This window comes from Streptomyces sp. NPDC006384 (genome assembly GCF_042870695.1).
GTDB lineage: Bacteria > Actinomycetota > Actinomycetes > Streptomycetales > Streptomycetaceae > Streptomyces.
This window is the reverse complement of record NZ_JBIAHR010000007.1, coordinates 219,499-238,788: the sequence shown is the minus strand read 5'-3', so window position 1 is coordinate 238,788 and position 19,290 is coordinate 219,499. Positions and strand designations below refer to the sequence as shown.

Sequence of the window (19,290 nt, the reverse complement as noted above, 5' to 3'; positions counted from 1 at the left end):
CGGGCGGGGGGCGGGCCCCCCCCCGCGGGGCCCGCCCCCCCCCCCCCCCCCCCCCCCCCCCCCCCCCCCCGCTTCCCGCGTCAGAGGTTGGTCATGTCGACCGGGATGAGTTGCTCGGCGCCGTCGCGCAGGATGGTGGCCTCGATCAGGCCGTAGGGGCGGTCGGCGGCGTAGTAGACGGCGCCGTCCTTGGCCTCGTTGTCGATCCCGAAGGGCGACAGGTCCGAGCGGAAGTGGTGCTTGTTGGGCATCGAGAAGCGGATCTCGTCGACCTCGTCGCGGGAGTTGAGCACCCGCACACCCATCTCGAAGAGGGTCTGCTGGAGCGAGTACGAGTAGGTCTCGGCGAACGCCTGCAGCGCGTGCTTGCGGACGCCGGCGTACGAGCGGTCCCAGTCGGGGGCGTGCGAGTCGATGCCGTCCCAGTTGTGCCGCCACCAGGTGGAGACGGTGGTGGCGAGGATGCGGTCGTGGTCCTCCTGGAGGGTGGTGTACTTGTCCTTGAGGAAGCCGAAGAACTCGGAGTTGGTCGAGTTCAGGACGGTGAGGTCCTTGAATCCGGAGAGCACCTGGATGCCGTGGCCGTCGTAGGTGATCTGCGCGACGCGGGTCTCCTGGCCCTTGCGGACGAAGGAGTGGGCGATCTCGTCGGAGCCGACGAAGCGGGCGCCGCCCTTCGAGGTCTCGATCCGCTCCCAGGAGTACTCCTCGATGCGGATGCGGGCCCGGTGGATCGGCTCGGTGTCGTCCACGAAGTGGCGGGCGAGCTTGACGCCGAGGTCCTCGGCGCTCTCGATGCCGTGCTCCTTGGCGAAGGCGTACACCGTGTTCTTGGTGGTGTCGGTGGGCAGGACGTTCGCGTTGGAACCGCTGCGGTGGACCTCCTCCATGTCGCCGGACAGGGCGACGGAGACGTTCAGGTCCTTGATGTGGTGCGTGTCGCCGTCACGCGTGATCTTGACGACGCGGTTCTCGGCCTTGCCGTACTGGTTCTGTCCCAGGACGAAACGGGTCATGTGTCGGTCAGCTCCCTCGGTAAACGGAGTAGCCGAACGGGTTGAGCAGCAGCGGAACGTGGTAGTGCTCCCCGGGCACCACCGCGAAGGTGATGGTGACCTCGGGGAAGAACACGGGCCGGCCGTTCTCGCTGTCCCGGAGCGCGGGGGCGTCCTGCTGGGCCGCGGCTTGTTTCTTGGCGAAGTACGTCTCGGTGTCGAAGTCGAGCCGTACGTGGGTGGTGCCCTCCGGCAGTGCCGGCAGGTCCTTGCACCGTCCGTCCGCGTCGGTCGCGGAACCGCCGAGCGTCTGCCAGTCCGCCTCGGATCCGCCGCGGGCGGAGAGGTGGACGGCGACGCCCTCGGCGGGGCGGCCGGCGCTGGTGTCCAGGATGTGCGTGGACACGGAAGCGGTGGTCTCGGTGCTCATGCGATGTCCTCGTGCGGTGTGCAGGCGGCAGGTGGGCGGTGCCGGCGGGGCCCTCGGTGCCGTGCCGGGCGGGCCCCCGGTGCCGTGCCGGCCTGGCGTCGGTGTGCCGGGCCGGGTGGCGTGCGGTGGCCGGTCAGGCGGCGTCGAGCAGCCGGGCCAGCCGGATACGGTTGATCTTCCCCAGTTCGGTGCGGACGATCTCCCGCTCCTGTTCGGGCGAGTTGCCGATCCGCTCCTTGACCGCGTCCCGCATCTGCTCGCCGGTCCGGCCGGTGGCGCAGATGAGGAACACGTGGCCGAACTTCTCCTGGTAGGCCAGGTTCAGTTCGAGCATCTCCGCCTTGAGTTCGGCGGAGGCGCCGGCCATCCCCGCCTGCTCGCGGGAGGAGGTGGGGTCGCCGGGCTTGGGGCGGCCGATCGGCGGGTGACCGGCCATCGCCTCCTCGAGGTCCGCCGCGGTCAGCTCGGCCATGGCGGCGTCGCTGGCTGCGTACAGGTCCTCGGCGGTGGCGAAGGGCCGGGCGGTGAGCAGTTGCCGGGCCCACGCCGTGGAGGCACACGCCTCGTGGAGTTCCGCGAGTGCCGCGGTCTCCTCGAGAGCGTTGAAACGGGCCAGGCCCGACGCGGAAGTGGACGTCACGGGAGCCTCCGTGGCCTTGTGCTGGACGGGCGTGCCGATAGCTAACGCCCTCGGAAACAAGGCGTCAACACTTTGTTGAAAATTCGGGATGACGAAAGCCGCCGTCCCCTCGGGGGACGGCGGCTCGTCGTACGGGGCTGTTGTGGAGGTCAGGTGTCCTTCTCGCGGTTGAGGTAGTTGTAGACCGTGAAGCGGCTGACGCCCAGGGCGCTCGCGACGGTCTCCACGCCGTGCCGCACGGAGAAGGCGCCGCGCGCCTCCAGGGTCCGTACGACCTCCTGCTTGGCCCTGCGGTCCAGTTCGGCCAGCGGTCTGCCCTGCCGGCGCTCCATCGCGGCGAGGATGTGGTCCAGGGAGTCGGCGAGCTGGGGCAGGCGCACGGCGACGACGTCGGCGCCCTCCCAGGCGAGGACGACGTCGTCCTGGCCGGCCTCGTCCGGCGGGAGCATCTCGCCGCCGATGGCGTCGACCAGGGGCTTCACGGCAGCGATGAAGGGCTCCTCCCCGGGGCCGGTCACCGCCCGTCCTCCGCAAGGACGTTGACCTGGAGCGAGATGCGGGTGGCGCCGGCCTGAAGGGAGCGGCGCAGCAGCGCGTCCACGGCGGTGAGCACCGTGCCGGCGTCCCCTTCCGCGGTGTTGCCGAAGGGGCCGACGTCGACGTCGTCCAGCTCCGCGGCCTCGATCACCTCCCGGGCGACGACCGCGTGGGCGGGCGCCTCGTCGAGGTCGAAGGGCTCGGTCGTGAACTCCACTCTCAATCGCACCCGGTCAACCTAACGCGCGGTGCCCGTTTTCCGCCGACCCCTCTTGACAACCCCCACCGACCGACGGCAACCTTCCATCAAGCAGAAATGAACTTCCGTAATACGGAATGCCGACGAACCGGAAGGGAGCGCGGCACCCGATGGGCTTCGCAGATCAGCGCTTCAACGTCAACCTGTCGATCCTCTTCACGGAACTCCCGCTCCTGGAGCGCCCCGCGGCCGCCGCCGCGGCCGGCTTCACCGCGGTCGAGCTGTGGTGGCCCTGGATCGACTCCCCCACCCCCGAGCAGTCCGAGCTCGACGCCCTGAAGAAGGCGATCGAGGACGCGGGCGTCCAGCTCACCGGGCTGAACTTCTACGCGGGACAGCTCCCGGGCCCCGACCGCGGCGCCCTGTCGGTGCCCGGCGAGGAGTCGGACCGCTTCCGCGCCAACATCGACGTGGCCGCCGACTTCGCGAAGTCGCTGGGCTGCAAGGCGCTCAACGCCCTGTACGGCAACCGCGTCGAGGGCGTGGACCCGGCCGAGCAGGACAGGCTCGCCCTGGAGAACCTGGTCCTGGCCGCCCGCGCGGCCGACCGGATCGGCGCGATCCTGCTGATCGAGGCGCTGAACAAGCCCGAGTCGCCGCTGTACCCGCTGGTGTCGGCGCCGGCCGCGATCGAGGTCGTCGACAAGGTCAACGAGGCCACCGGGCTCGGCAACGCCAGGTTCCTCATGGACCTCTACCACCTGTCCATGAACGGCGAGGACCTGCCGCAGGTGATCGACGCGTACGCCGCGAAGACCGGCCACGTGCAGATCGCCGACAACCCGGGCCGCGGCGCCCCCGGCACCGGCTCCCTCCCGCTGGAGGACCTGCTCGACCGCCTGAGGAAGGCCGGTTACGACGGCTGGGTCGGCCTGGAGTACAAGCCGGGCGACAGCCCCAGCGCCGAGTCCTTCTCCTGGCTGCCGGCCGAGGCCCGCGCGGCCCGCTGAGCGCCACCCCGCAGGAACTCTTCACAGATTTTCAGAGAGGCACCCATCATGAGCACGCTTCCCAAGATCGCCTGGATCGGCCTCGGCATCATGGGCTCCCCCATGTCCGAGAACCTGATCAAGGCGGGTTACCAGGTCACCGGCTACACCCTGGAGAAGGAGAAGCTGGACCGCCTGGCCGCCGCCGGCGGCACCGCGGCCGGCTCGATCGCCGAGGCCGTGCGCGACGCCGACGTCGTCATCACCATGGTTCCCGCGTCGCCGCAGGTCGAGGCCATCGCCTACGGCCCCGAGGGCATCCTGGAGAACGCGAAGTCCGGCGCGCTGCTGATCGACATGTCCTCGATCACCCCGCAGACCTCCGTGGACCTCGCGAAGGCCGGCAAGGAGAAGGGCATCCGCGTCCTGGACGCCCCCGTCTCCGGCGGCGAGGCCGGCGCGATCGAGGCCGTGCTGTCCATCATGGTCGGCGGCGAGCAGGCCGACTTCGACGAGGCCAAGCCGATCCTGGAGGCCCTCGGCAAGACCATCGTGCTGTGCGGTCCGCACGGCTCGGGCCAGACCGTGAAGGCCGCCAACCAGCTCATCGTCGCCGTGAACATCCAGGCGTGCGCCGAGGCCGTGGTCTTCCTGGAGAAGTCCGGCGTGGACCTGAAGGCCGCGCTCGACGTCCTCAACGGCGGCCTGGCCGGCTCGACCGTGCTGACGCGGAAGAAGGACAACTTCCTCAACCGCGACTTCAAGCCGGGCTTCCGCATCGACCTGCACCACAAGGACATGGGCATCGTCACCGACGCCGCCCGCAACGTCGGCGCCGCGCTGCCGGTCGGCGCCGTGGTCGCCCAGCTGGTCGCCTCCCTGCGCGCCCAGGGCGACGGCGGCCTGGACCACTCGGCCCTGCTGCGGGCCGTGGAGCGCCTCTCCGGCGCCCAGGTCTGACCCGCCGGGCCGGCACGTCCGGCCCGGCACCCCCGATACCTCCGGGTGGCGCCGCCGCTGACACCTGTCCTGTCGCGCCCGAGCGGCGGCGCCGTCCGGAACCCACTTCAACAAACTGTTGACGTGCCCGACGCCCAAATCTAGGCTCCACGAAGCGGAAAAGGTTTTCCGCTGACCCCTCGCACGGAAGGTCCACGATGTCGCAGCGCGTGCTCACGACAGAGTCCGGCGCCCCGGTCGCCGACAACCAGAACTCCGCCTCCGCCGGCATCGGCGGCCCGCTCCTCATCCAGGACCAGCACCTGCTGGAGAAGCTCGCGCGCTTCAACCGCGAGCGCATCCCGGAGCGCGTGGTGCACGCCCGCGGCTCCGGCGCCTACGGCCACTTCGAGGTGACCGACGACGTCACCGACGCCACGCACGCCGCCTTCCTGAGCGAGGTCGGCAAGCGCACCGAGGTGTTCGTGCGCTTCTCCACCGTGGCCGACTCGCTCGGCGGCGCGGACGCGGTCCGCGACCCGCGCGGCTTCGCGGTCAAGTTCTACACCGAGGAGGGCAACTACGACCTCGTCGGCAACAACACCCCGGTGTTCTTCATCAAGGACCCGATCAAGTTCCCCGACTTCATCCACTCCCAGAAGCGCGACCCGTTCACGGGCCGCCAGGAGCCGGACAACGTCTGGGACTTCTGGGCGCACTCCCCCGAGGCCACGCACCAGGTGACCTGGCTGATGGGCGACCGCGGCATCCCGGCGTCCTACCGTCACATGAACGGCTACGGCTCGCACACCTACCAGTGGACGAACGCCAAGGGCGACTCCTACTTCGTCAAGTACCACTTCAAGACGGACCAGGGCATCCGCTGCCTGACCGCCGAGCAGGCGGCCGAGCTCGCGGGCCAGGACCCGACCTCGCACCAGACGGACCTGGTGCAGGCCATCGAGCGGGGCGTGCTCCCGTCCTGGACCCTGTACGTGCAGCTCATGCCGGTCGCCGAGGCGGCGAACTACCGCTTCAACCCGTTCGACCTGACCAAGGTGTGGCCGCACGCCGACTACCCGCTGCGCCGCGTGGGCCGGCTGGTGCTGGACCGCAACCCGGACAACATCTTCGCCGAGGTCGAGCAGGCCGCGTTCTCCCCGAACAACTTCGTTCCGGGCATCGGCCCCTCCCCCGACAAGATGCTCCAGGGCCGCCTGTTCGCCTACGCGGACGCGCACCGCTACCGCCTGGGCGTCAACCACACCCAGCTCGCCGTGAACGCCCCGAAGGCGGTGCCCGGCGGCGCGGACAACTACGGCCGCGACGGCTTCATGGCCTCCAACTCGCAGGGCCGCCACGCCAAGAACTACGAGCCCAACTCGTACGACGGCCCCGTCGAGACCGGCCGCCCGCTGGCCGCGCCGCTGCCCGTCTCCGGCCACACCGGCACCCACGAGGCGCCGCTGCACACCAAGGACGACGACTTCTTCCAGGCCGGCGAGCTGTACCGGCTGATGTCCGAGGACGAGAAGAAGCGCCTGATCGCCAACATCGCCGGCGGCCTGTCCCAGGTCTCCCGCAACGATGTGGTCGAGAAGAACCTCGCGCACTTCCACGCCGCCGACACGGAGTACGGCAAGCGCGTGGAGGAGGCGGTCCGCGCCCTGCGCGAGGACTGAACCACCGGCTCGCGTACGGGACTTGACGGGGAGGTCAAGACCCGCACGCGGCCCGCGCAGGCACCGGACCGGCCCGGATGAGGGGTGGCCGCCCGGCGCCGGCGCGGGCAGGGCGAGGACCGCGGCGGCCTGCGAGCCAGTGCGGTGGTCAAGGGCCCGGGAGTCTCTCCTACGACCTGAGGGGAGAGGCCGCCCGGCCCGTCGCGACACCGCCGCGGTCCCAGCCACCCTCCCGCCTCCGGCGACCTGACACGCCGGAGGCGCCTCCAGACTCCGTCCGGCGGCGCGAAAGACCTGTCGCGCCCAGCTCGCACCGCCGGACGGGCACCACTCCCCGAAAAAACCCTCACCGCCCGGGTCCCCCATCCCCGGGCACCGAGCGAAGCGCCGGACACGGACGGTCCCGTGTCCGGCGCTTCCACGTGCCCGGGTGCCTGCGCCCACGGGAGGCGGGCCCGGCCGTCCGCCGCGTGCTTGAACCACCCCCTGGAGCGGGCACATCCCCGGACACACGGGGGGTGAGGCGATGGACGCCGGTACGGAGACCGGGTGGGAGCCGCACGAGATCGCGCTGCTGAACGGCGGGCCGCGGGCCGCCGTCACGGTGGCGGTGGTCGCCCTGCACCTGCGGGGCGCCGTCGAGACCGGCCCGCGCGGGACGCTGTGCGCGACGGGACCGGAACCGGAGGGACTGGGGCACTTCGAGGGGACGGTCCTGGACTGTCTGCGCGAGCCGCTCACCGCGCGCGAACTGGTCCGGCACCCCGACGTGCGCCTGGCGCTGGCCCTGACGCGCATCCCCCTCGCGGAGGAGGGGCTGCTGCGCTACCCCTTCCTCGGGCCGACCCGCGGCGCCCGCCGGCGCGTGGAGTTCTGGCGCGAGCGGCATCCGCTGCCGGTGGCCGGGCACGGGCTGACGGACGAGGACACCCTGCTCGCGGTCGCCCTGCACGGTGACGCCGCCCTGAACGTGCTCCTGCCGCGTTTCGCGCTGCGGGCCGGGCTGACGGCCCCGAACGCCCCGGCCGACGGCGTGCGCTTCTCCCTGGGCCGGGGCAGGTTCCCGAGGCGGCGCTTCGCGCACGGGGACCCGGCCCCGGGCGACCGGGACACGGGCCGCGGGGGCGGCGGAGGGAGCGGGGGCGGCGGAGACTGAACGGTCCCGGACATGCGTACGGGCGGCCCGTCCGGATGACGGGCCGCCCAGGTGCGAAGGCCGTGCGGATCGCACGGGTGGTGCGGTGGTGCGGGTCAGGCCTTCAGCGGCCGGATCGCCGTGGGGGCGTGCCCCGGCTCGGTCGCCAGCTCCTCGAACTCCACGACGTTGCTGATGTCGTTCGTCCCCGACATGGAGATGTTGGTGACGCGCTCCAGGATCGCCTCGACGATCACCGGCACCTGGAACTCGGCGGCCAGCTTCTTGGCCTGCTCCAGGGCGGCGCCCAGCTCGTTCGGGTCGGTGACGCGGATGGCCTTGCAGCCCAGGCCCTCGGCGACCTTGACGTGGTCGACGCCGTAGACGCCCAGCTCGGGCGAGTTGATGTTCTCGAACTCCAGCTTGACCTGGAAGTCGATGTCGAACGCCCGCTGCGCCTGGCGGATCAGGCCCAGGTAGGAGTTGTTGACCAGGACGTGCACGTAGGGGATCTTGTGCTGCGCGCCGACGGCCAGTTCCTCGATCATGAACTGGAAGTCGTAGTCGCCGGAGAGCGCCACGACCTGCGCCTCGGGGTCGGCCTTGGCGACGCCGAGCGCGGCCGGGACGGTCCAGCCGAGCGGGCCGGCCTGGCCGCAGTTGATCCAGTGCCGCGGCCGGTAGACGTGCAGCATCTGGGCGCCGGCGATCTGGGAGAGGCCGATGGTGGAGACGTACCGGGTCTCCGGGCCGAAGGCCTTGTTCATCTCCTCGTAGACGCGCTGCGGCTTGATCGGGATGTCGTCGAAGTGCGTACGGCGCTGGAGGGTGGCCTTGCGCTCCTGCGCGGATGCGGCCCACGCGGAGCGGTCGGGCAGCTTGCCGGCCGCCTTCAGCTCCTTGGCGACCTCGACGAACAGCTCCAGGGCGGCCTTGGCGTCGGAGGCGATGCCGTAGTCCGGGGCGAAGATCTTGCCGATCTGGGTCGGCTCGACGTCGACGTGGACGAACTTGCGGCCGGCCGTGTAGACGTCCAGCTTGCCGGTGTGGCGGTTGGCCCAGCGGTTGCCGATGCCGAGGACGAAGTCGGACTCCAGGAACGTCGCGTTGCCGTAGCGGTGCGAGGTCTGCAGGCCGACCATGCCGGCGTTCAGCTCGTGGTCGTCGGGGAGCAGGCCCCAGCCCATCAGGGTCGGGACGACCGGGGTGCCGGTCAGCTCGGCGAACTCCACGAGGAGGTCGGCGGCGTCGGCGTTGATGACACCGCCGCCGGCCACGATCAGCGGGCGCTCGGCGGCGTTGAGCATGCCGATCGCCTTCTCGATCTGGGCGCGGGACGCGGCCGGCTTGTAGACCGGCAGCGGCTCGTAGGTGTCCGGGTCGAACTCGATCTCCGTCATCTGGACGTCGATCGGCAGGTCGATCAGGACGGGACCCGGGCGGCCGGAGCGCATCAGGTGGAACGCCTGCTGGAAGACGCCGGGGACCTGCGCGGCCTCCAGGACGGTGACCGCCATCTTGGTCACCGGCTTGGCGATCGAGGCGATGTCGACGGCCTGGAAGTCCTCCTTGTGGATCACCGCGGTCGGCGCCTGGCCGGTGATGCACAGGATCGGGATCGAGTCGCCGATCGCCGAGTACAGACCGGTGATCATGTCGGTGCCGGCCGGCCCGGAGGTGCCGATGCAGACACCGATGTTGCCCGGGTGGGTGCGGGTGTAGCCCTCGGCCATGTGCGAGGCGCCCTCGACGTGGCGGGCGAGGGTGTGGTTCACGCCGCCCGATGCCTTGAGCGCCGCGTAGAAGGGGTTGATCGCCGCGCCCGGCACGCCGAACGCGTCCGTGACGCCCTCGCGCTTGAGAATCTCAACTGCCGCTCGGGCAGCGGTCATACGAGCCATCGAGTACTCCTGCTGTCGGCTGTCGGATTCGCACTCCCGTCGCGCCCCGCGGTGAGCTTCTTCCGTAGCGTTTTCCGTATAGCGAAATTAGCTTTCTACGATCTGGAAGTAATGTAGGTGGAGCGCCGGGGGCCGTCAAGAGTCCGGTGCCGCCGACGGCCGGACAGAAAGGGGGCGTTCGGAGGACGATGGGACGCATGCCCGAGACAGAGTTCCTCCCGGTGCGCTGCGTCTCCTGCGGACGCCGGCACCGCTACACGGCACCGGCCTACCCGTGCGTCTGCGGCACGCCCGTCGCCCCGGCACTGGACCCCGGCGGGACCCCGACGGTGATCACCCACCGCGACTGGGACGAGGAGTGGATCGGCGTGCGCTGCGCGGCCTGCGGCACCGAGAACCAGTGGCCGCGCCCGGAACTGGGCTGCCCGTGCGGGACGATGCTGTGCGTACCGGTGGACCTGACGGCCGCGGGGCGCACCGGGCGCGCTCCCGGCTCGCGGGTCCCCGCCCACCGGGCCGTCCCGATCCGCACCGCCCGCGACGCGGTCACCGCCGCCGTCCTGTACCTGCGCGGCCTCGGCCACCGGGACGTGCGCCGCGCCTGCCGGCAGCCTTCCTCGGGGATCGGGCTGGCCGCGCCGGGGATCGTGGTCCTGGTGGACCCGACGGCGCACCCGGCGTCCGTGCGGGACGTGGAGTGCCTGTGGCTGTCGGCCCTGGCGGAGTCCGCGCAGGGCCTCTACTTCTCCCTCGCCGGATACACCGACGACGCCCGCACCCGCGCCGACCTCCTGCGGCTCCCCCTGTTCGCCCTCGCCCCCACGGGCACGGCCCGCCCCGTCAACGCGCCGGCCGTGGCGCTGGACACGGCGGCCGGCTGACCCGGCCGCGCCCGGCGTCTCCTTCTCACGGACGCAGCGGGCGGCCCTCCCGGGCGGCCCTGATGTGTTCGGGTCTCAGCGCCTCCTCGCCGTACCGGGCGGTGAACGCGCGCACGCGGCCGAGGGGGGAGTCCGGCGGGGGCGGTTCCTCGCTCGGCGTGCCGCCGAGGACGAGGGCGCCGAAGGCGGCGCCCACGTCTTGCGGGTCGTTCATGTCCATGCGGGGACAGTAGTCCGGGGGCCTGACAGCCGGACGGCTCCGGGACGCTCCCCGTGCCGGTCAGGTGACGGCGCCGCCTGCGGCGGAGGTCACCGGAAGTCCTCCTCGCGGTACTCGTCCGCGGAGCCGGCGGCGGTGGCCTCGCGCAGTTCGATGCGGCGGATCTTGCCGGAGACGGTCTTGGGCAGTTCGCCGAACTCCAGGCGCCGGATGCGCTTGTAGGGGGCGAGGACCTCGCGGGAGTGCTCGAAGAGGACCTTGGCGGTGTCGGGGCCCGGTTCCCAGCCCGCGGCCAGGACGACGTACGCCTTGGGGACGGCGAGGCGCAGTTCGTCCGGGGCCGGGACGACCGCCGCCTCGGCGACCGCCTCGTGCTCCAGCAGGGCGCTCTCCAGCTCGAAGGGGCTGATCTTGTAGTCGCTGGCCTTGAAGACGTCGTCGGCCCGGCCCACGTAGGTGAGGTAGCCGTCGGCGTCGCGGGTGCCGATGTCGCCGGTGCGGTAGTAGCCGCCGGCCATGGCCTCGGCGGTGCGGTCGGGGTCGCCGTGGTAGCCGGTCATCAGGCCGACGGGGCGTTCGGACAGGTCGAGGGCGATCTCGCCCTCGTCGGCGGGGGCGCCGGTGACGGGGTCGAGGAGCACGACGCGGTAGCCGGGGCTGGGGCGGCCCATCGAGCCCGTCTTCAGCACCTGGCCGGGGCTGTTGGAGACCTGGACGGCGGTCTCGGTCTGGCCGAAGCCGTCCCTGATGGTCCTGCCCCAGGCCCGTCGGACCTGCTCGATGACCTCCGGGTTCAGCGGTTCGCCGGCGGCGACGACCTCGCGCGGCGGGGTGGTGAGCTGGGTGAGGTCGGCCTGGATGAGCATCCGCCACACGGTGGGCGGGGCGCAGAAGGTGGTGACGCCGGCCCGGTCCATCTCCCGCATCAGCCGGGCGGCGTCGAAGCGGGTGTAGTTGTGCACGAAGACCGTCGCCTCGGCGTTCCACGGCGCGAACAGGTTCGACCAGGCGTGCTTGGCCCAGCCGGGTGAGGAGATGTTCAGGTGCACGTCGCCGGGCCTGAGGCCGATCCAGTACATGGTCGCCAGGTGCCCGACGGGGTACGAGGTGTGGGTGTGCTCGACCAGCTTGGGGCGGGCGGTGGTGCCCGAGGTGAAGTACAGCATCAGCGGGTCGCCGGCGGCGGTGGGGCCGTCGGGGGTGAAGCCGGCCGGGGCGGTGGCGGTGTCCTCGTAGGGCAGCCAGCCGGCCCGGTCCGTCCCGCCGACCGCGATGCGCGTGTAGTCGCCGGGCACGTCGTCGAACTTGCCGGTGTCCTCGGCGCGGGCGACGACGTGCCGCACCCGGCCGCGGTCGACGCGGTCGCGCAGGTCGGCGGGGCCGAGCAGGGTGGTGGCCGGGATGACCACGGCGCGCAGTTTCATCGCCGCCAGGGCGGTCTCCCACAGCTCGGCCTGGTTGCCGAGCATGACGAGGACGCGGTCCCCGGCGCGGACGCCGTGCTCGCGCAGCCAGTTCGCGACGCGGTCGGAGCGGTCGGACATCCGCGCGAAGGAGACGCGGGTCTCGGAGCCGTCCTCCTCCACGAGGTGCAGCGCCGTGCGCTCGTTGCCCTCGGCGATGACGTCGAACCAGTCCAGGGCCCAGTTGAAGTGCTCGGGGCGGGGCCAGGTGAAGCCCTCGTAGGCGGCTGTGTAGTCCTCGCGGTGCTCCAGCAGGAAATCCCGTGCCCTGCGGAAGCTCTCCGTCGCCGTCGTCATCTGCGACCTCCTCGGTGCCGGCCCCTTGCCGTGCGGCTCCGGGCCATCGTGCCCTCCGTGGCGCAGATCTCACCAGGGGCCGCCGGCGGTTCGCGTCCGGACGCGCCGTCCGTGGCGGGCGTCGCGCCGGTGGTGCGGGCGTCATGGGCGGGCGGTGTCCGAGAGGAAGGCGAGGGTGAGGGAGAGCACCCGGTCGGGGTACTGGTCGTGGGGGTAGTGGCCGGCGCCCTCGATCATCTCGAGGCGGCCGAGGCCGGGCGGCAGGGCGTCGACGATCGCGGTGCCCTCGGCGTGCGGGTCGGCCCAGTCGGGGTCGAGGGTGCCCATCACCACCAGGACCGGGCAGCGGACGTCGCCGAGCCGGGCGCCGGCGTCGGTGGGGGCGCTGCGGCCCATGTTCCGCAGCGCCTTCATGCGGCCGGGCTCGCGCAGCAGGGCGTCGACGCGGTCCAGCCGTGCGGCCCAGTCGGCCGGCTTGACGCCCGGGTAGGCGAGGTCGAGGTACGAGCGCCAGAGGGACCGGCTGCCGAGGACGCCCGTGCCGAGCAGGCGCAGCATGCCGCGCCGGAAGCGCCTCACCCGCAGGTCGCCGAGGCGTACCGACTGCTTGCGGGTGAAGGGTGTCAGTTCGACGACGGCGCTGACCAGGGAGGGTTCCCGGGCCGCGGCGATGGTGGCGGCGCCGCCGGAGACGGAGTGGCCGACGAGCACGGCGGGGCCGCCCAGGTGCCGGATCACGGCGAGCAGGTCCCCGGCGATGGCGGTACGGCTCCACTGCGTCCAGTCCGTGCTGGACTCGCCGCAGCCGCGCAGGTCGACCGAGGCGACCCGGTACCCCGCCGCCACGAGGGGGCCGGTCAGGTGCCGGTAGGCGGCTCGGCTGTCGCCCATGCCGTGCGCGAGGACGATCAGCGGGCCGGAGCCGGCCACCTCGTAGGCGATCGTGCCGCCGGCGACGGCGAGGTACTCGGTCATGACATCCCCCAGGTGGCTAACGTTGTTAGCTTCAAGCTAATGCCGTTAGCCTCCCCTGTCAACGGAGCGGTGCGCGGTGGCCGTTCAGCCCCGCACCGTGCCGAAGCGGATGCCGTACGTCTCATCGGGGCGCATCGTCGCGTGGGGTGCGCGGGCGTGGCCGAACGGGGGACGCGGTGATTGCCCTCCGGCCGGGCGGGCACCCATGGCCACTGTGCACGGACCTCAGGGACACGACGGGCAGGGCCACGGCGGGCGCGGCGGGCAGGAGAACGGCCGACAGGGACACCGCGGGCGCGGTGGGCCGGGGCGGGTGCTGGTGACCGGGTGGTTCAGTTTCCTGGACGGGGAGGCGACCGCCGGGGACGTGCTCGCGCTTCACCGGGCCGAGGAGGAGCTGCGGGGCGCGGGCATCGCCCACGACGTCGTGTGGAGCCCGGGTTTCCGGACGGACGCGCTGCACTTCGCGGACGTGGACCCGGCGGCGTACTCGCATCTGGTGTTCGTGTGCGGGCCCGTGCACGGGCCGCAGGTCGAGGAGTTGCACCGGCGGTTCGCGCACTGTGTGCGGATCGCCGTCGGCGTCTCCGTCGTCGACCCCGCCTCCCCTGCCGTCACCGGCTTCGACCGCGTCCTCGCCCGGGACGCCGCCGGCAGCGCGCCGGCCCTCGATCTCGCCGCGCGCGCCCCCGCCCTCCCGGCCCGGCCGGTCGTCGGGGTGGTCCTCACCCACGGGCAGCACGAGTACGGGGCGCGGCGACGGCACGCCGAGGTCGCCGAGGACGTGACGCGCTGGCTGGCCGGCAAGGACTGCGCGCGCCTGGAGCTGGAGACGCGGCTGGACGCGCACGACTGGCGGCTGTGCGGTACGCCGGCCCAGCTGGAGTCCGTACTGTCCCGGCTGGACCTGGTCGTCACCGACCGGCTGCACGGGCTGGTGCTGGCGTTGCGGGCCGGGACGCCGGCACTGGCGGTGGACCCGGTCGCGGGCGGCGCGAAGGTGACGGCGCAGGCCCGTGCGTGCGGCTGGCCCGCGCTGGTGGCCGCCGAGCGGCTGGAGACGGGGGTGCTCGAACGCTGGTGGGCGTGGTGCCTGGCCGACGGGCGCGAGGCCGCGCGGCGTATCGGCGCCGGGTTCCGCGCGGGCGCGGACCCGGACGGCGCGGACGGTCTCGTGGCGGCGCTCCGGACGCGGCCGGCCGGTTAGTCCCGCAGGCGCGCGGGGCACTCGGAGGTGGTCGGTCCTCGTCCTCGCCCAGGAGGAATCATCGTGTCCATCGACCGGCTCCCCGATCACGAGCAGCGCATACTCGACGAGGTGGAACGGGCGTTGCGCCGCGACCGTCGGCTCGACCGGCAGCTGCGCACCTTCCGGACCGGCCGCCGTCCCGACCTGACGCGGGTGGCGGCCTACCGACCACGCACCCTGACGGTCCTGCTGCTGCTCGCCCTGTCCGTCACCCTCATGGTGACCGGCATCGTCACCTCCGAACCCGGTGTGATCTGGGCCTTCGCCGCGGCGTGGCCGCCCACGCTGTTCGCGGTGTTCCGGCTGCTGTGCCGGTGGTCGGGCGGCTGACACCGGCACCCCCGCCGCCTCGTACGCCGTCGCACGCGCTCCCGGCACCCCGTCCCCTCGGCGGGGGCCGGGAGCGCGTGGTCCCTCAGCCCGTGTAGCTGCGCGCCGTGGAGGTGCGCTGGGCCGGTTCCAGGGCGCGCAGGCGTGCCTCGACCTCCGCGGGCAGGACCCGTCGTTCGCGCAGGATCCACGGCAGGGCGGCCGTCGCCTCGGCGAAGGCACGCAGGGACGCGGTGTCGCGGGGGACGGTCCGGGCCAGGTGCAGGGTGCGGCGCAGGGCGTGGCCGGCCGGGCGGCGCAGCCAGGTGAACCACAGGGTGTTGCGGATGCCGTGCGTCCGCCGCAGCGTCGAGTCGCGGACCGTGGACGGGTGGTGATGGATCGTCAGGCTGTCGTCGTACGTCAGCCACCAGCCGTCGGCGGCCAGGTCCGCGGCGAGCAGCTCCTCCTCGCCGCCCAGCCACAGCCGGGGGTGGAAGCCGCCCGCGGCGCGGAAGGCGTCGGTGCGCAGGACGGTCGCGGCGGCCAGGAACGAACCGAGGGCCGGTCCCGGCAGCCAGTCGGGGCGGGGCACGGGCGAGTCGCGCAGTTCCGCGACGATCGGGTCCTCGGTGCCGTCCGGTTCGACGACGATGCGGGCGGTGACGGTGCCGACCGCCGGGTACCGGTCGAGCAGGTCGGCGGCGCCGGACAGCGAGCCCGGCGCCCACCAGGAGTCGTCGTCGCAGAACGCCACGTACGGCGTGGTGACCTGACGGACCGCCAGGTTGCGTCCCACGGCTCCGAGGTTGCGGCCGGGGCGCAGCAGCCGTACGTCCGGGTGGTGGCGGGTGACGGCTTCGGCGGTGCCGTCGGTGGAGGCGTTGTCGGTGACGATCACCGGGGGTTTCTCGGGGAGTTCGGCGAGGCGGTCCAGGGTGCGCAGGAGTTCGGGGCGCCGGTTGTGGGTGATGACGACGACTGTGGTGCGGGGGTCCGTCACGAGGTCGTTCCCTCCAGGAGGCGGGCGGCGCGTTCCACGTGCGGGGGCAGGGGGCGGCGGGCGCGCAGGGCGGAGGGCAGGCGGGTGAGCGTCTCGCGCAGGGCGCGGCGGGCGTGCGGGTCGTGCCGGGCGTCGGCGGCGAGGGCGCGGGTGCGGGCGAGGGCGTGCGGCAGGGGGCGGCGCAGCCAGGCGGTGAGGAGTTCGTTGCGGCGGACGACGGCCGGGCGGCCGGTGCGGGGGCCGGGGTCCGGGTGGTGGTGGGCGACGACCTCGGGGCAGTGGGTGACGCCCCAGCCGCGGGCGGCGAGGTCGTAGGCGAGGAGGGTCTCCTCGGCGCCGAAGAACAGCAGGGGGTGGTAGCCGCCGGTGTCGAGGTAGGCCTCGCGGCGGGCCACGGCGGCGCAGCCGAGGAAGCCGAGGACCTGGGTGCCGGGCAGGTCGGGGGCGCGGCCGAGCGGTGAGCCGGCGAGGAGGTCGTTGAGGGGGTCGGCGTCCTCGGCGGGGCCGACGAGGGTGCGGGCGGAGATCAGGCCGAGCCGGGGGTGCGCGTCGAACAGGCGGGCCGCCGCGGCGAGGGCGCCGGGTGCCCACCAGGAGTCGTCGTCGCTGAACGCCACGTACGGGGTGTCCAGCGCGCGGACGCCGTGGGTGCGGGCGAGGGCGCCGCGGTTGAAGGGCAGTGCGAGGACGCGGACCTTGGGGAAGTCGCGGGCGAGCATCGCGCGGGTGTCGTCGGTGGAGGCGTTGTCGGCGACGAGGATCTCGGGGCGTTCGGGCAGGGCGAGCAGGCGGCGCAGGGTGACGGCGAGGCTCGCGGAGCGGTTGCGGGTGGCGATGACGATGCCGACGGGGGCGTGCCCGGTGGGGCCGGTGCGCGGCCGTTCCCGGGTGGCGGACGCGGTGCGGCCGGGGCTGTGGGCGCCGGGATCGTGGGGAGTGGTGCGGTGGTTCATGGTGCCTCGCAGGGGGCGTCCAGGGCGTCGAGCGCCTCGAGGACGTCGTCGGTGCCGATCCGCAGCAGCGCGGGATCGGTCTGGTGGCCGTGCGGGTCGCCGTCGGGACCGGGGTGCCACAGGGCGCGGTGGCGGGGATGGTCCGGCGGGCCCCAGCGGCTGGGCGGGACGGGGCCGAAGAGGGTGACGGAGGGGGCGGCGTGGGCGACGGCGAGGTGCGCGATGCCGGTGTCGCCGCTGACGACGGCGCGGGCGTCGGCGACCAGGGCGGAGAGCCGGTCGTAGGGCAGGCCGCCGGAGAACACGTCCGTGTCGGGCAGGGCGGCGAGCTTGGCGAGGCGGGCCACGAGGTCGCCCTCGTCCGCTCCCCCGGTCACCACGACCCGCCGGCCGCGGGCGCGCAGGGCCTCGGCGACGGCGGCGTACCGCTCGACGGGCCAGCAGCGGGAGGGAGCGCCCGCGCCGGGGTGCAGGACGACCGCGCCCGGCGCCGGGGAGGGCGTGTCCGGGCGGGGCAGGCGCAGGTCGGTGGGGTCGGCGTCGATGCCGTAGGCCCTCAGGAGCCGGCACCAGCGGTCGCGTTCGTGCTCGTCGGCGTACCAGGGCGGGCCGTCGATCTCCGGGGTGGCGGGGTGGGCGAACGCCAGCAGTCTGCGCGGGCGCAGGGAGGCCAGCAGGCGGTGGCTGGGCGGGCCGTTGCCGTGCAGGTCGACGGCGACGTCGGGGGGCGGGCCGGTCCAGTCGAGGGTGCGCGGCACGGCCCGGCCGGGTGCGGCGGCGGGCAGCAGCCGGTCGACGGCGCCGGTCGCCGCGACGAGCGGCGCCAGCCCGGCCGGGCAGGCCAGCACGAGTTCGTGACCGGGGTACGCCCGGCGCAGGGCGCGCAGCGCGGGCACACCGGCGAGGAGATCCCCGAGACCGAGGGCGCGCAGGACGAGGAGACGGGGCCGTCCCTCCTCGTCCCCGGCCCCGTCACGGGACGCCGGGACGGGGGCGGAGGCGGAAGCGGCGGACCGCGGGTGCGCGGCCGGGGACGGCGGGTGCACCGGATCCCCCGTCACCGGCCCGCCCGCCGAGGGCACGGCCGGCGGCCGGGGTCCGCGCGGGGTGCCGCCGGTCATCGGACGCCCTCCGCCGCGCGTGCCATCAGGGCCGTGGAGGAGCGGCCGTCGAGGTAGGGCAGCAGAACGGCCTGGCCGCCCCACTCCTGGAGCAGCGCCGCCTCGGGCAGGTCGGCGCCCGCGTAGTCGCCGCCCTTGACCCACACGTCGGGGCGCAGGTCGGCGAGGAGGCGTTCGGGGGTGTCCTCGTCGAAGACGGCGACGGCGTCGACGCAGGCGAGGGCGCGCAGGACGCGGACGCGGTCGGCGAGGGGGTTGACGGGGCGGCCGTCGCCCTTGCGGCGCCGTACCGAGGCGTCGGAGTTGACGCAGACGACGAGGCAGTCGCCGAGCCGGCGGGCGGCCTGGAGGAGGCCGACGTGTCCGGCGTGCAGCAGGTCGAAGCAGCCGCCCGCGGCGACGACGGTGCCGTGCTGGGCGCGGACGCGGGCGGCCAGGGCGTGCGGGTCGTCGGTGTCGGACGGCGGGGCGGGTGCCGGGCCGGTCCCCGCGGGCGGCAGGGCGCCCGCGCCGCCCGCGGCGACGAACGCCGTGGCGGCGCCCACCGCGCCCTCCACGGCCTCCCCGACCAGCGCGCCGTCGGCGAGCAGCCCGGCGGCGGTCGCGGCGAAGCGGTCGCCGGCGCCGCAGGAGTCCCCGTGGTGGGAGGCGGGCGCGGGCACCAGCAGCGGGTGCTCCCCGTACGACAGCAGCGCGCCGCGCGCGCCGAGGGTGACCGTGACCGCGGCGACCCGCCAGTCGCGCACCAGGGCGGCGGCGTGCTGCGCGGCGGCGCGCAGGCCCCCGCCCGGGCGGGCGTCCCGGTGGGCGAAGCCGTGCGCCTCCTTCTCGGCGGGCGTCACCAGCCGGGTACCGGATACCGGGGCTCCTCCGCGCGGGTGCGGGTCCCAGACCAGCGGCGGGCGGGCGGCCAGCACGTCCCGCAGGGCGTCCGCCGCGCCGCGGCCGTAGTCGGAGACGAGGACGGCCCGGGCGGAGCGCAGCGCGGCGCGGGCCTCCTCGGTGGCCTCGCGGGCGCGTCCGCCGCCGCGGTCGAGGCGGACGACGGGATGGTCGTGGGCGAGGACCCGGGTCTTCTCCGGCAGGGTGCCGGTCAGGGGGAGCGGCACCAACGTCAGCCAGGGTTCCAGCAGTTCGCGCAGGGCACGGCTCGCGGGGTCGTCGCCGACGCCGGCGATCAGGGTGACCTCGCGGCCGTCGCGGGCGGCGAGGTAGGCGGCGAGCGCGGCACCGCCGGGCCGTACGCGTTCGGCGCACTCCGCGACCACCGGTACGGGCGCGTCGGGCGCGAGCCGGTCGGCGGAGCCGGTCAGATCGCGGTCGAGCAGGGCGTCGCCGACCACGGTCAGCGGGGTCCTGTCCGTCATGCGTC

20 protein-coding genes are annotated in these 19,290 nt (G+C 73.7%); 7 read left to right on the top strand and 13 right to left on the bottom strand.

Features of this window, described 5'->3' with window-relative positions; translation table 11 throughout:
- Positions 1 to 80: 80 nt before the first annotated feature.
- From pucL to ACFYOJ_RS11920, 5 genes are all read right to left on the bottom strand, one after another.
- A complete protein-coding gene (pucL, locus tag ACFYOJ_RS11940; protein WP_356551892.1) occupies positions 81 to 1,016 on the bottom strand; it encodes a factor-independent urate hydroxylase in 936 nt (311 codons plus the stop codon).
- Between the two features lie 7 nt (positions 1,017 to 1,023).
- A complete protein-coding gene (gene uraH / locus ACFYOJ_RS11935) occupies positions 1,024 to 1,425 on the bottom strand; it encodes a hydroxyisourate hydrolase (protein WP_356551891.1) in 402 nt (133 codons plus the stop codon).
- Between the two features lie 133 nt (positions 1,426 to 1,558).
- Positions 1,559 to 2,065, bottom strand: coding sequence for a 2-oxo-4-hydroxy-4-carboxy-5-ureidoimidazoline decarboxylase (uraD, locus tag ACFYOJ_RS11930; protein WP_356551889.1), 507 nt, complete (start codon positions 2,063 to 2,065; stop codon positions 1,559 to 1,561).
- 149 nt (positions 2,066 to 2,214) lie between these two features.
- On the bottom strand, positions 2,215 to 2,583 hold the full coding sequence (locus ACFYOJ_RS11925; RefSeq protein WP_356551887.1) for a helix-turn-helix domain-containing protein: 369 nt from the start codon (positions 2,581 to 2,583) through the stop codon (positions 2,215 to 2,217).
- Positions 2,580 to 2,831 (bottom strand): hypothetical protein, encoded by a 252-nt coding sequence (locus tag ACFYOJ_RS11920; protein ID WP_356551886.1) that lies wholly within the window; start codon positions 2,829 to 2,831, stop codon positions 2,580 to 2,582. Before ACFYOJ_RS11920 ends, ACFYOJ_RS11925 begins: the two co-directional genes overlap by 4 nt.
- Before the next feature lie 140 nt (positions 2,832 to 2,971).
- On the opposite strand from ACFYOJ_RS11920, the gene ACFYOJ_RS11915 reads away from it, so the two are divergent.
- From ACFYOJ_RS11915 to ACFYOJ_RS11900, 4 genes are all read left to right on the top strand, one after another.
- Positions 2,972 to 3,811, top strand: a complete 840-nt coding sequence (locus tag ACFYOJ_RS11915; protein ID WP_356551884.1) for a TIM barrel protein — start codon at positions 2,972 to 2,974, stop codon at positions 3,809 to 3,811.
- Positions 3,812 to 3,859: 48 nt separating this feature from the next.
- Positions 3,860 to 4,750: a 2-hydroxy-3-oxopropionate reductase gene (locus ACFYOJ_RS11910; protein ID WP_356551882.1), complete on the top strand. Its 891-nt coding sequence runs from the start codon at positions 3,860 to 3,862 to the stop codon at positions 4,748 to 4,750.
- Positions 4,751 to 4,947: 197 nt separating this feature from the next.
- Positions 4,948 to 6,411, top strand: coding sequence for a catalase (locus ACFYOJ_RS11905; RefSeq protein ID WP_356551880.1), 1,464 nt, complete (start codon positions 4,948 to 4,950; stop codon positions 6,409 to 6,411).
- Positions 6,412 to 6,937: 526 nt separating this feature from the next.
- Positions 6,938 to 7,567, top strand: a complete 630-nt coding sequence (locus ACFYOJ_RS11900) for a TIGR04222 domain-containing membrane protein (protein WP_356551878.1) — start codon at positions 6,938 to 6,940, stop codon at positions 7,565 to 7,567.
- Between the two features lie 95 nt (positions 7,568 to 7,662).
- On the opposite strand, the gene gcl is transcribed toward ACFYOJ_RS11900, so the two are convergent.
- The gene (gcl, locus tag ACFYOJ_RS11895; RefSeq protein ID WP_356551876.1) at positions 7,663 to 9,447 is read right to left on the bottom strand and encodes a glyoxylate carboligase; all 1,785 of its coding nucleotides are present in this window, start codon (positions 9,445 to 9,447) and stop codon (positions 7,663 to 7,665) included.
- Positions 9,448 to 9,635: 188 nt separating this feature from the next.
- On the opposite strand from gcl, the gene ACFYOJ_RS11890 reads away from it, so the two are divergent.
- Positions 9,636 to 10,328 (top strand): hypothetical protein, encoded by a 693-nt coding sequence (locus tag ACFYOJ_RS11890; protein ID WP_356551874.1) that lies wholly within the window; start codon positions 9,636 to 9,638, stop codon positions 10,326 to 10,328.
- A 25-nt stretch (positions 10,329 to 10,353) separates the two neighbouring features.
- Here ACFYOJ_RS11890 and ACFYOJ_RS11885 read toward each other — a convergent pair whose 3' ends face one another.
- The 3 genes from ACFYOJ_RS11885 to ACFYOJ_RS11875 all read right to left on the bottom strand — a co-directional run bounded on the left by ACFYOJ_RS11885 (position 10,354) and on the right by ACFYOJ_RS11875 (position 13,283).
- Complete coding sequence (locus ACFYOJ_RS11885; protein WP_356551872.1) at positions 10,354 to 10,548, bottom strand: hypothetical protein; 195 nt, start codon at positions 10,546 to 10,548, stop codon at positions 10,354 to 10,356.
- Positions 10,549 to 10,637: 89 nt separating this feature from the next.
- A complete protein-coding gene (locus tag ACFYOJ_RS11880) occupies positions 10,638 to 12,308 on the bottom strand; it encodes an AMP-binding protein (RefSeq protein ID WP_356551870.1) in 1,671 nt (556 codons plus the stop codon).
- A 141-nt stretch (positions 12,309 to 12,449) separates the two neighbouring features.
- Entirely contained in the window at positions 12,450 to 13,283 is an 834-nt protein-coding gene (locus tag ACFYOJ_RS11875) for an alpha/beta hydrolase (RefSeq protein ID WP_356551868.1), read from the bottom strand.
- Between the two features lie 319 nt (positions 13,284 to 13,602).
- Between ACFYOJ_RS11875 and ACFYOJ_RS11870 the strand changes: the two genes are divergently transcribed.
- Positions 13,603 to 14,490 (top strand): polysaccharide pyruvyl transferase family protein, encoded by an 888-nt coding sequence (locus ACFYOJ_RS11870; RefSeq protein WP_356551866.1) that lies wholly within the window; start codon positions 13,603 to 13,605, stop codon positions 14,488 to 14,490.
- Positions 14,491 to 14,553: 63 nt separating this feature from the next.
- Positions 14,554 to 14,862 carry a DUF3040 domain-containing protein gene (locus ACFYOJ_RS11865; RefSeq protein ID WP_356551864.1) on the top strand — a complete coding sequence of 103 codons (309 nt, stop codon included), beginning with the start codon at positions 14,554 to 14,556 and terminating at the stop codon, positions 14,860 to 14,862.
- Positions 14,863 to 14,947: 85 nt separating this feature from the next.
- Here the strand turns inward: ACFYOJ_RS11865 and ACFYOJ_RS11860 are convergent, their stop codons facing one another.
- The 4 genes from ACFYOJ_RS11860 to rfaE2 are packed head-to-tail and all read right to left on the bottom strand — an operon-like array spanning position 14,948 to position 19,285.
- Positions 14,948 to 15,844: a glycosyltransferase gene (locus ACFYOJ_RS11860; protein WP_356551863.1), complete on the bottom strand. Its 897-nt coding sequence runs from the start codon at positions 15,842 to 15,844 to the stop codon at positions 14,948 to 14,950.
- Positions 15,841 to 16,797 carry a glycosyltransferase gene (locus tag ACFYOJ_RS11855; RefSeq protein ID WP_356551861.1) on the bottom strand — a complete coding sequence of 319 codons (957 nt, stop codon included), beginning with the start codon at positions 16,795 to 16,797 and terminating at the stop codon, positions 15,841 to 15,843. Before ACFYOJ_RS11855 ends, ACFYOJ_RS11860 begins: the two co-directional genes overlap by 4 nt.
- The gene (locus tag ACFYOJ_RS11850; RefSeq protein ID WP_356551859.1) at positions 16,794 to 17,918 is read right to left on the bottom strand and encodes a glycosyltransferase family 9 protein; all 1,125 of its coding nucleotides are present in this window, start codon (positions 17,916 to 17,918) and stop codon (positions 16,794 to 16,796) included. Before ACFYOJ_RS11850 ends, ACFYOJ_RS11855 begins: the two co-directional genes overlap by 4 nt.
- Complete coding sequence (rfaE2, locus tag ACFYOJ_RS11845; protein ID WP_356551857.1) at positions 17,915 to 19,285, bottom strand: D-glycero-beta-D-manno-heptose 1-phosphate adenylyltransferase; 1,371 nt, start codon at positions 19,283 to 19,285, stop codon at positions 17,915 to 17,917. Before rfaE2 ends, ACFYOJ_RS11850 begins: the two co-directional genes overlap by 4 nt.
- Positions 19,286 to 19,290: the final 5 nt, after the last annotated feature.

Bases quoted from the DNA above. Each gene is read 5' to 3' on its own strand.
- pucL (WP_356551892.1), bottom strand. From the start codon at position 1,016: ATGACCCGTTTCGTCCTGGGACAGAACCAGTACGGCAAGGCCGAGAAC.
- uraH (WP_356551891.1), bottom strand. From the start codon at position 1,425: ATGAGCACCGAGACCACCGCTTCCGTGTCCACGCACATCCTGGACACC.
- ACFYOJ_RS11915 (WP_356551884.1), top strand. From the start codon at position 2,972: ATGGGCTTCGCAGATCAGCGCTTCAACGTCAACCTGTCGATCCTCTTC.
- ACFYOJ_RS11910 (WP_356551882.1), top strand. From the start codon at position 3,860: ATGAGCACGCTTCCCAAGATCGCCTGGATCGGCCTCGGCATCATGGGC.
- ACFYOJ_RS11905 (WP_356551880.1), top strand. From the start codon at position 4,948: ATGTCGCAGCGCGTGCTCACGACAGAGTCCGGCGCCCCGGTCGCCGAC.
- ACFYOJ_RS11900 (WP_356551878.1), top strand. From the start codon at position 6,938: ATGGACGCCGGTACGGAGACCGGGTGGGAGCCGCACGAGATCGCGCTG.
- gcl (WP_356551876.1), bottom strand. From the start codon at position 9,447: ATGGCTCGTATGACCGCTGCCCGAGCGGCAGTTGAGATTCTCAAGCGC.
- ACFYOJ_RS11890 (WP_356551874.1), top strand. From the start codon at position 9,636: ATGGGACGCATGCCCGAGACAGAGTTCCTCCCGGTGCGCTGCGTCTCC.
- ACFYOJ_RS11885 (WP_356551872.1), bottom strand. From the start codon at position 10,548: ATGGACATGAACGACCCGCAAGACGTGGGCGCCGCCTTCGGCGCCCTC.
- ACFYOJ_RS11880 (WP_356551870.1), bottom strand. From the start codon at position 12,308: ATGACGACGGCGACGGAGAGCTTCCGCAGGGCACGGGATTTCCTGCTG.
- ACFYOJ_RS11875 (WP_356551868.1), bottom strand. From the start codon at position 13,283: ATGACCGAGTACCTCGCCGTCGCCGGCGGCACGATCGCCTACGAGGTG.
- ACFYOJ_RS11855 (WP_356551861.1), bottom strand. From the start codon at position 16,797: ATGAACCACCGCACCACTCCCCACGATCCCGGCGCCCACAGCCCCGGC.
- ACFYOJ_RS11850 (WP_356551859.1), bottom strand. From the start codon at position 17,918: ATGACCGGCGGCACCCCGCGCGGACCCCGGCCGCCGGCCGTGCCCTCG.
- rfaE2 (WP_356551857.1), bottom strand. From the start codon at position 19,285: ATGACGGACAGGACCCCGCTGACCGTGGTCGGCGACGCCCTGCTCGAC.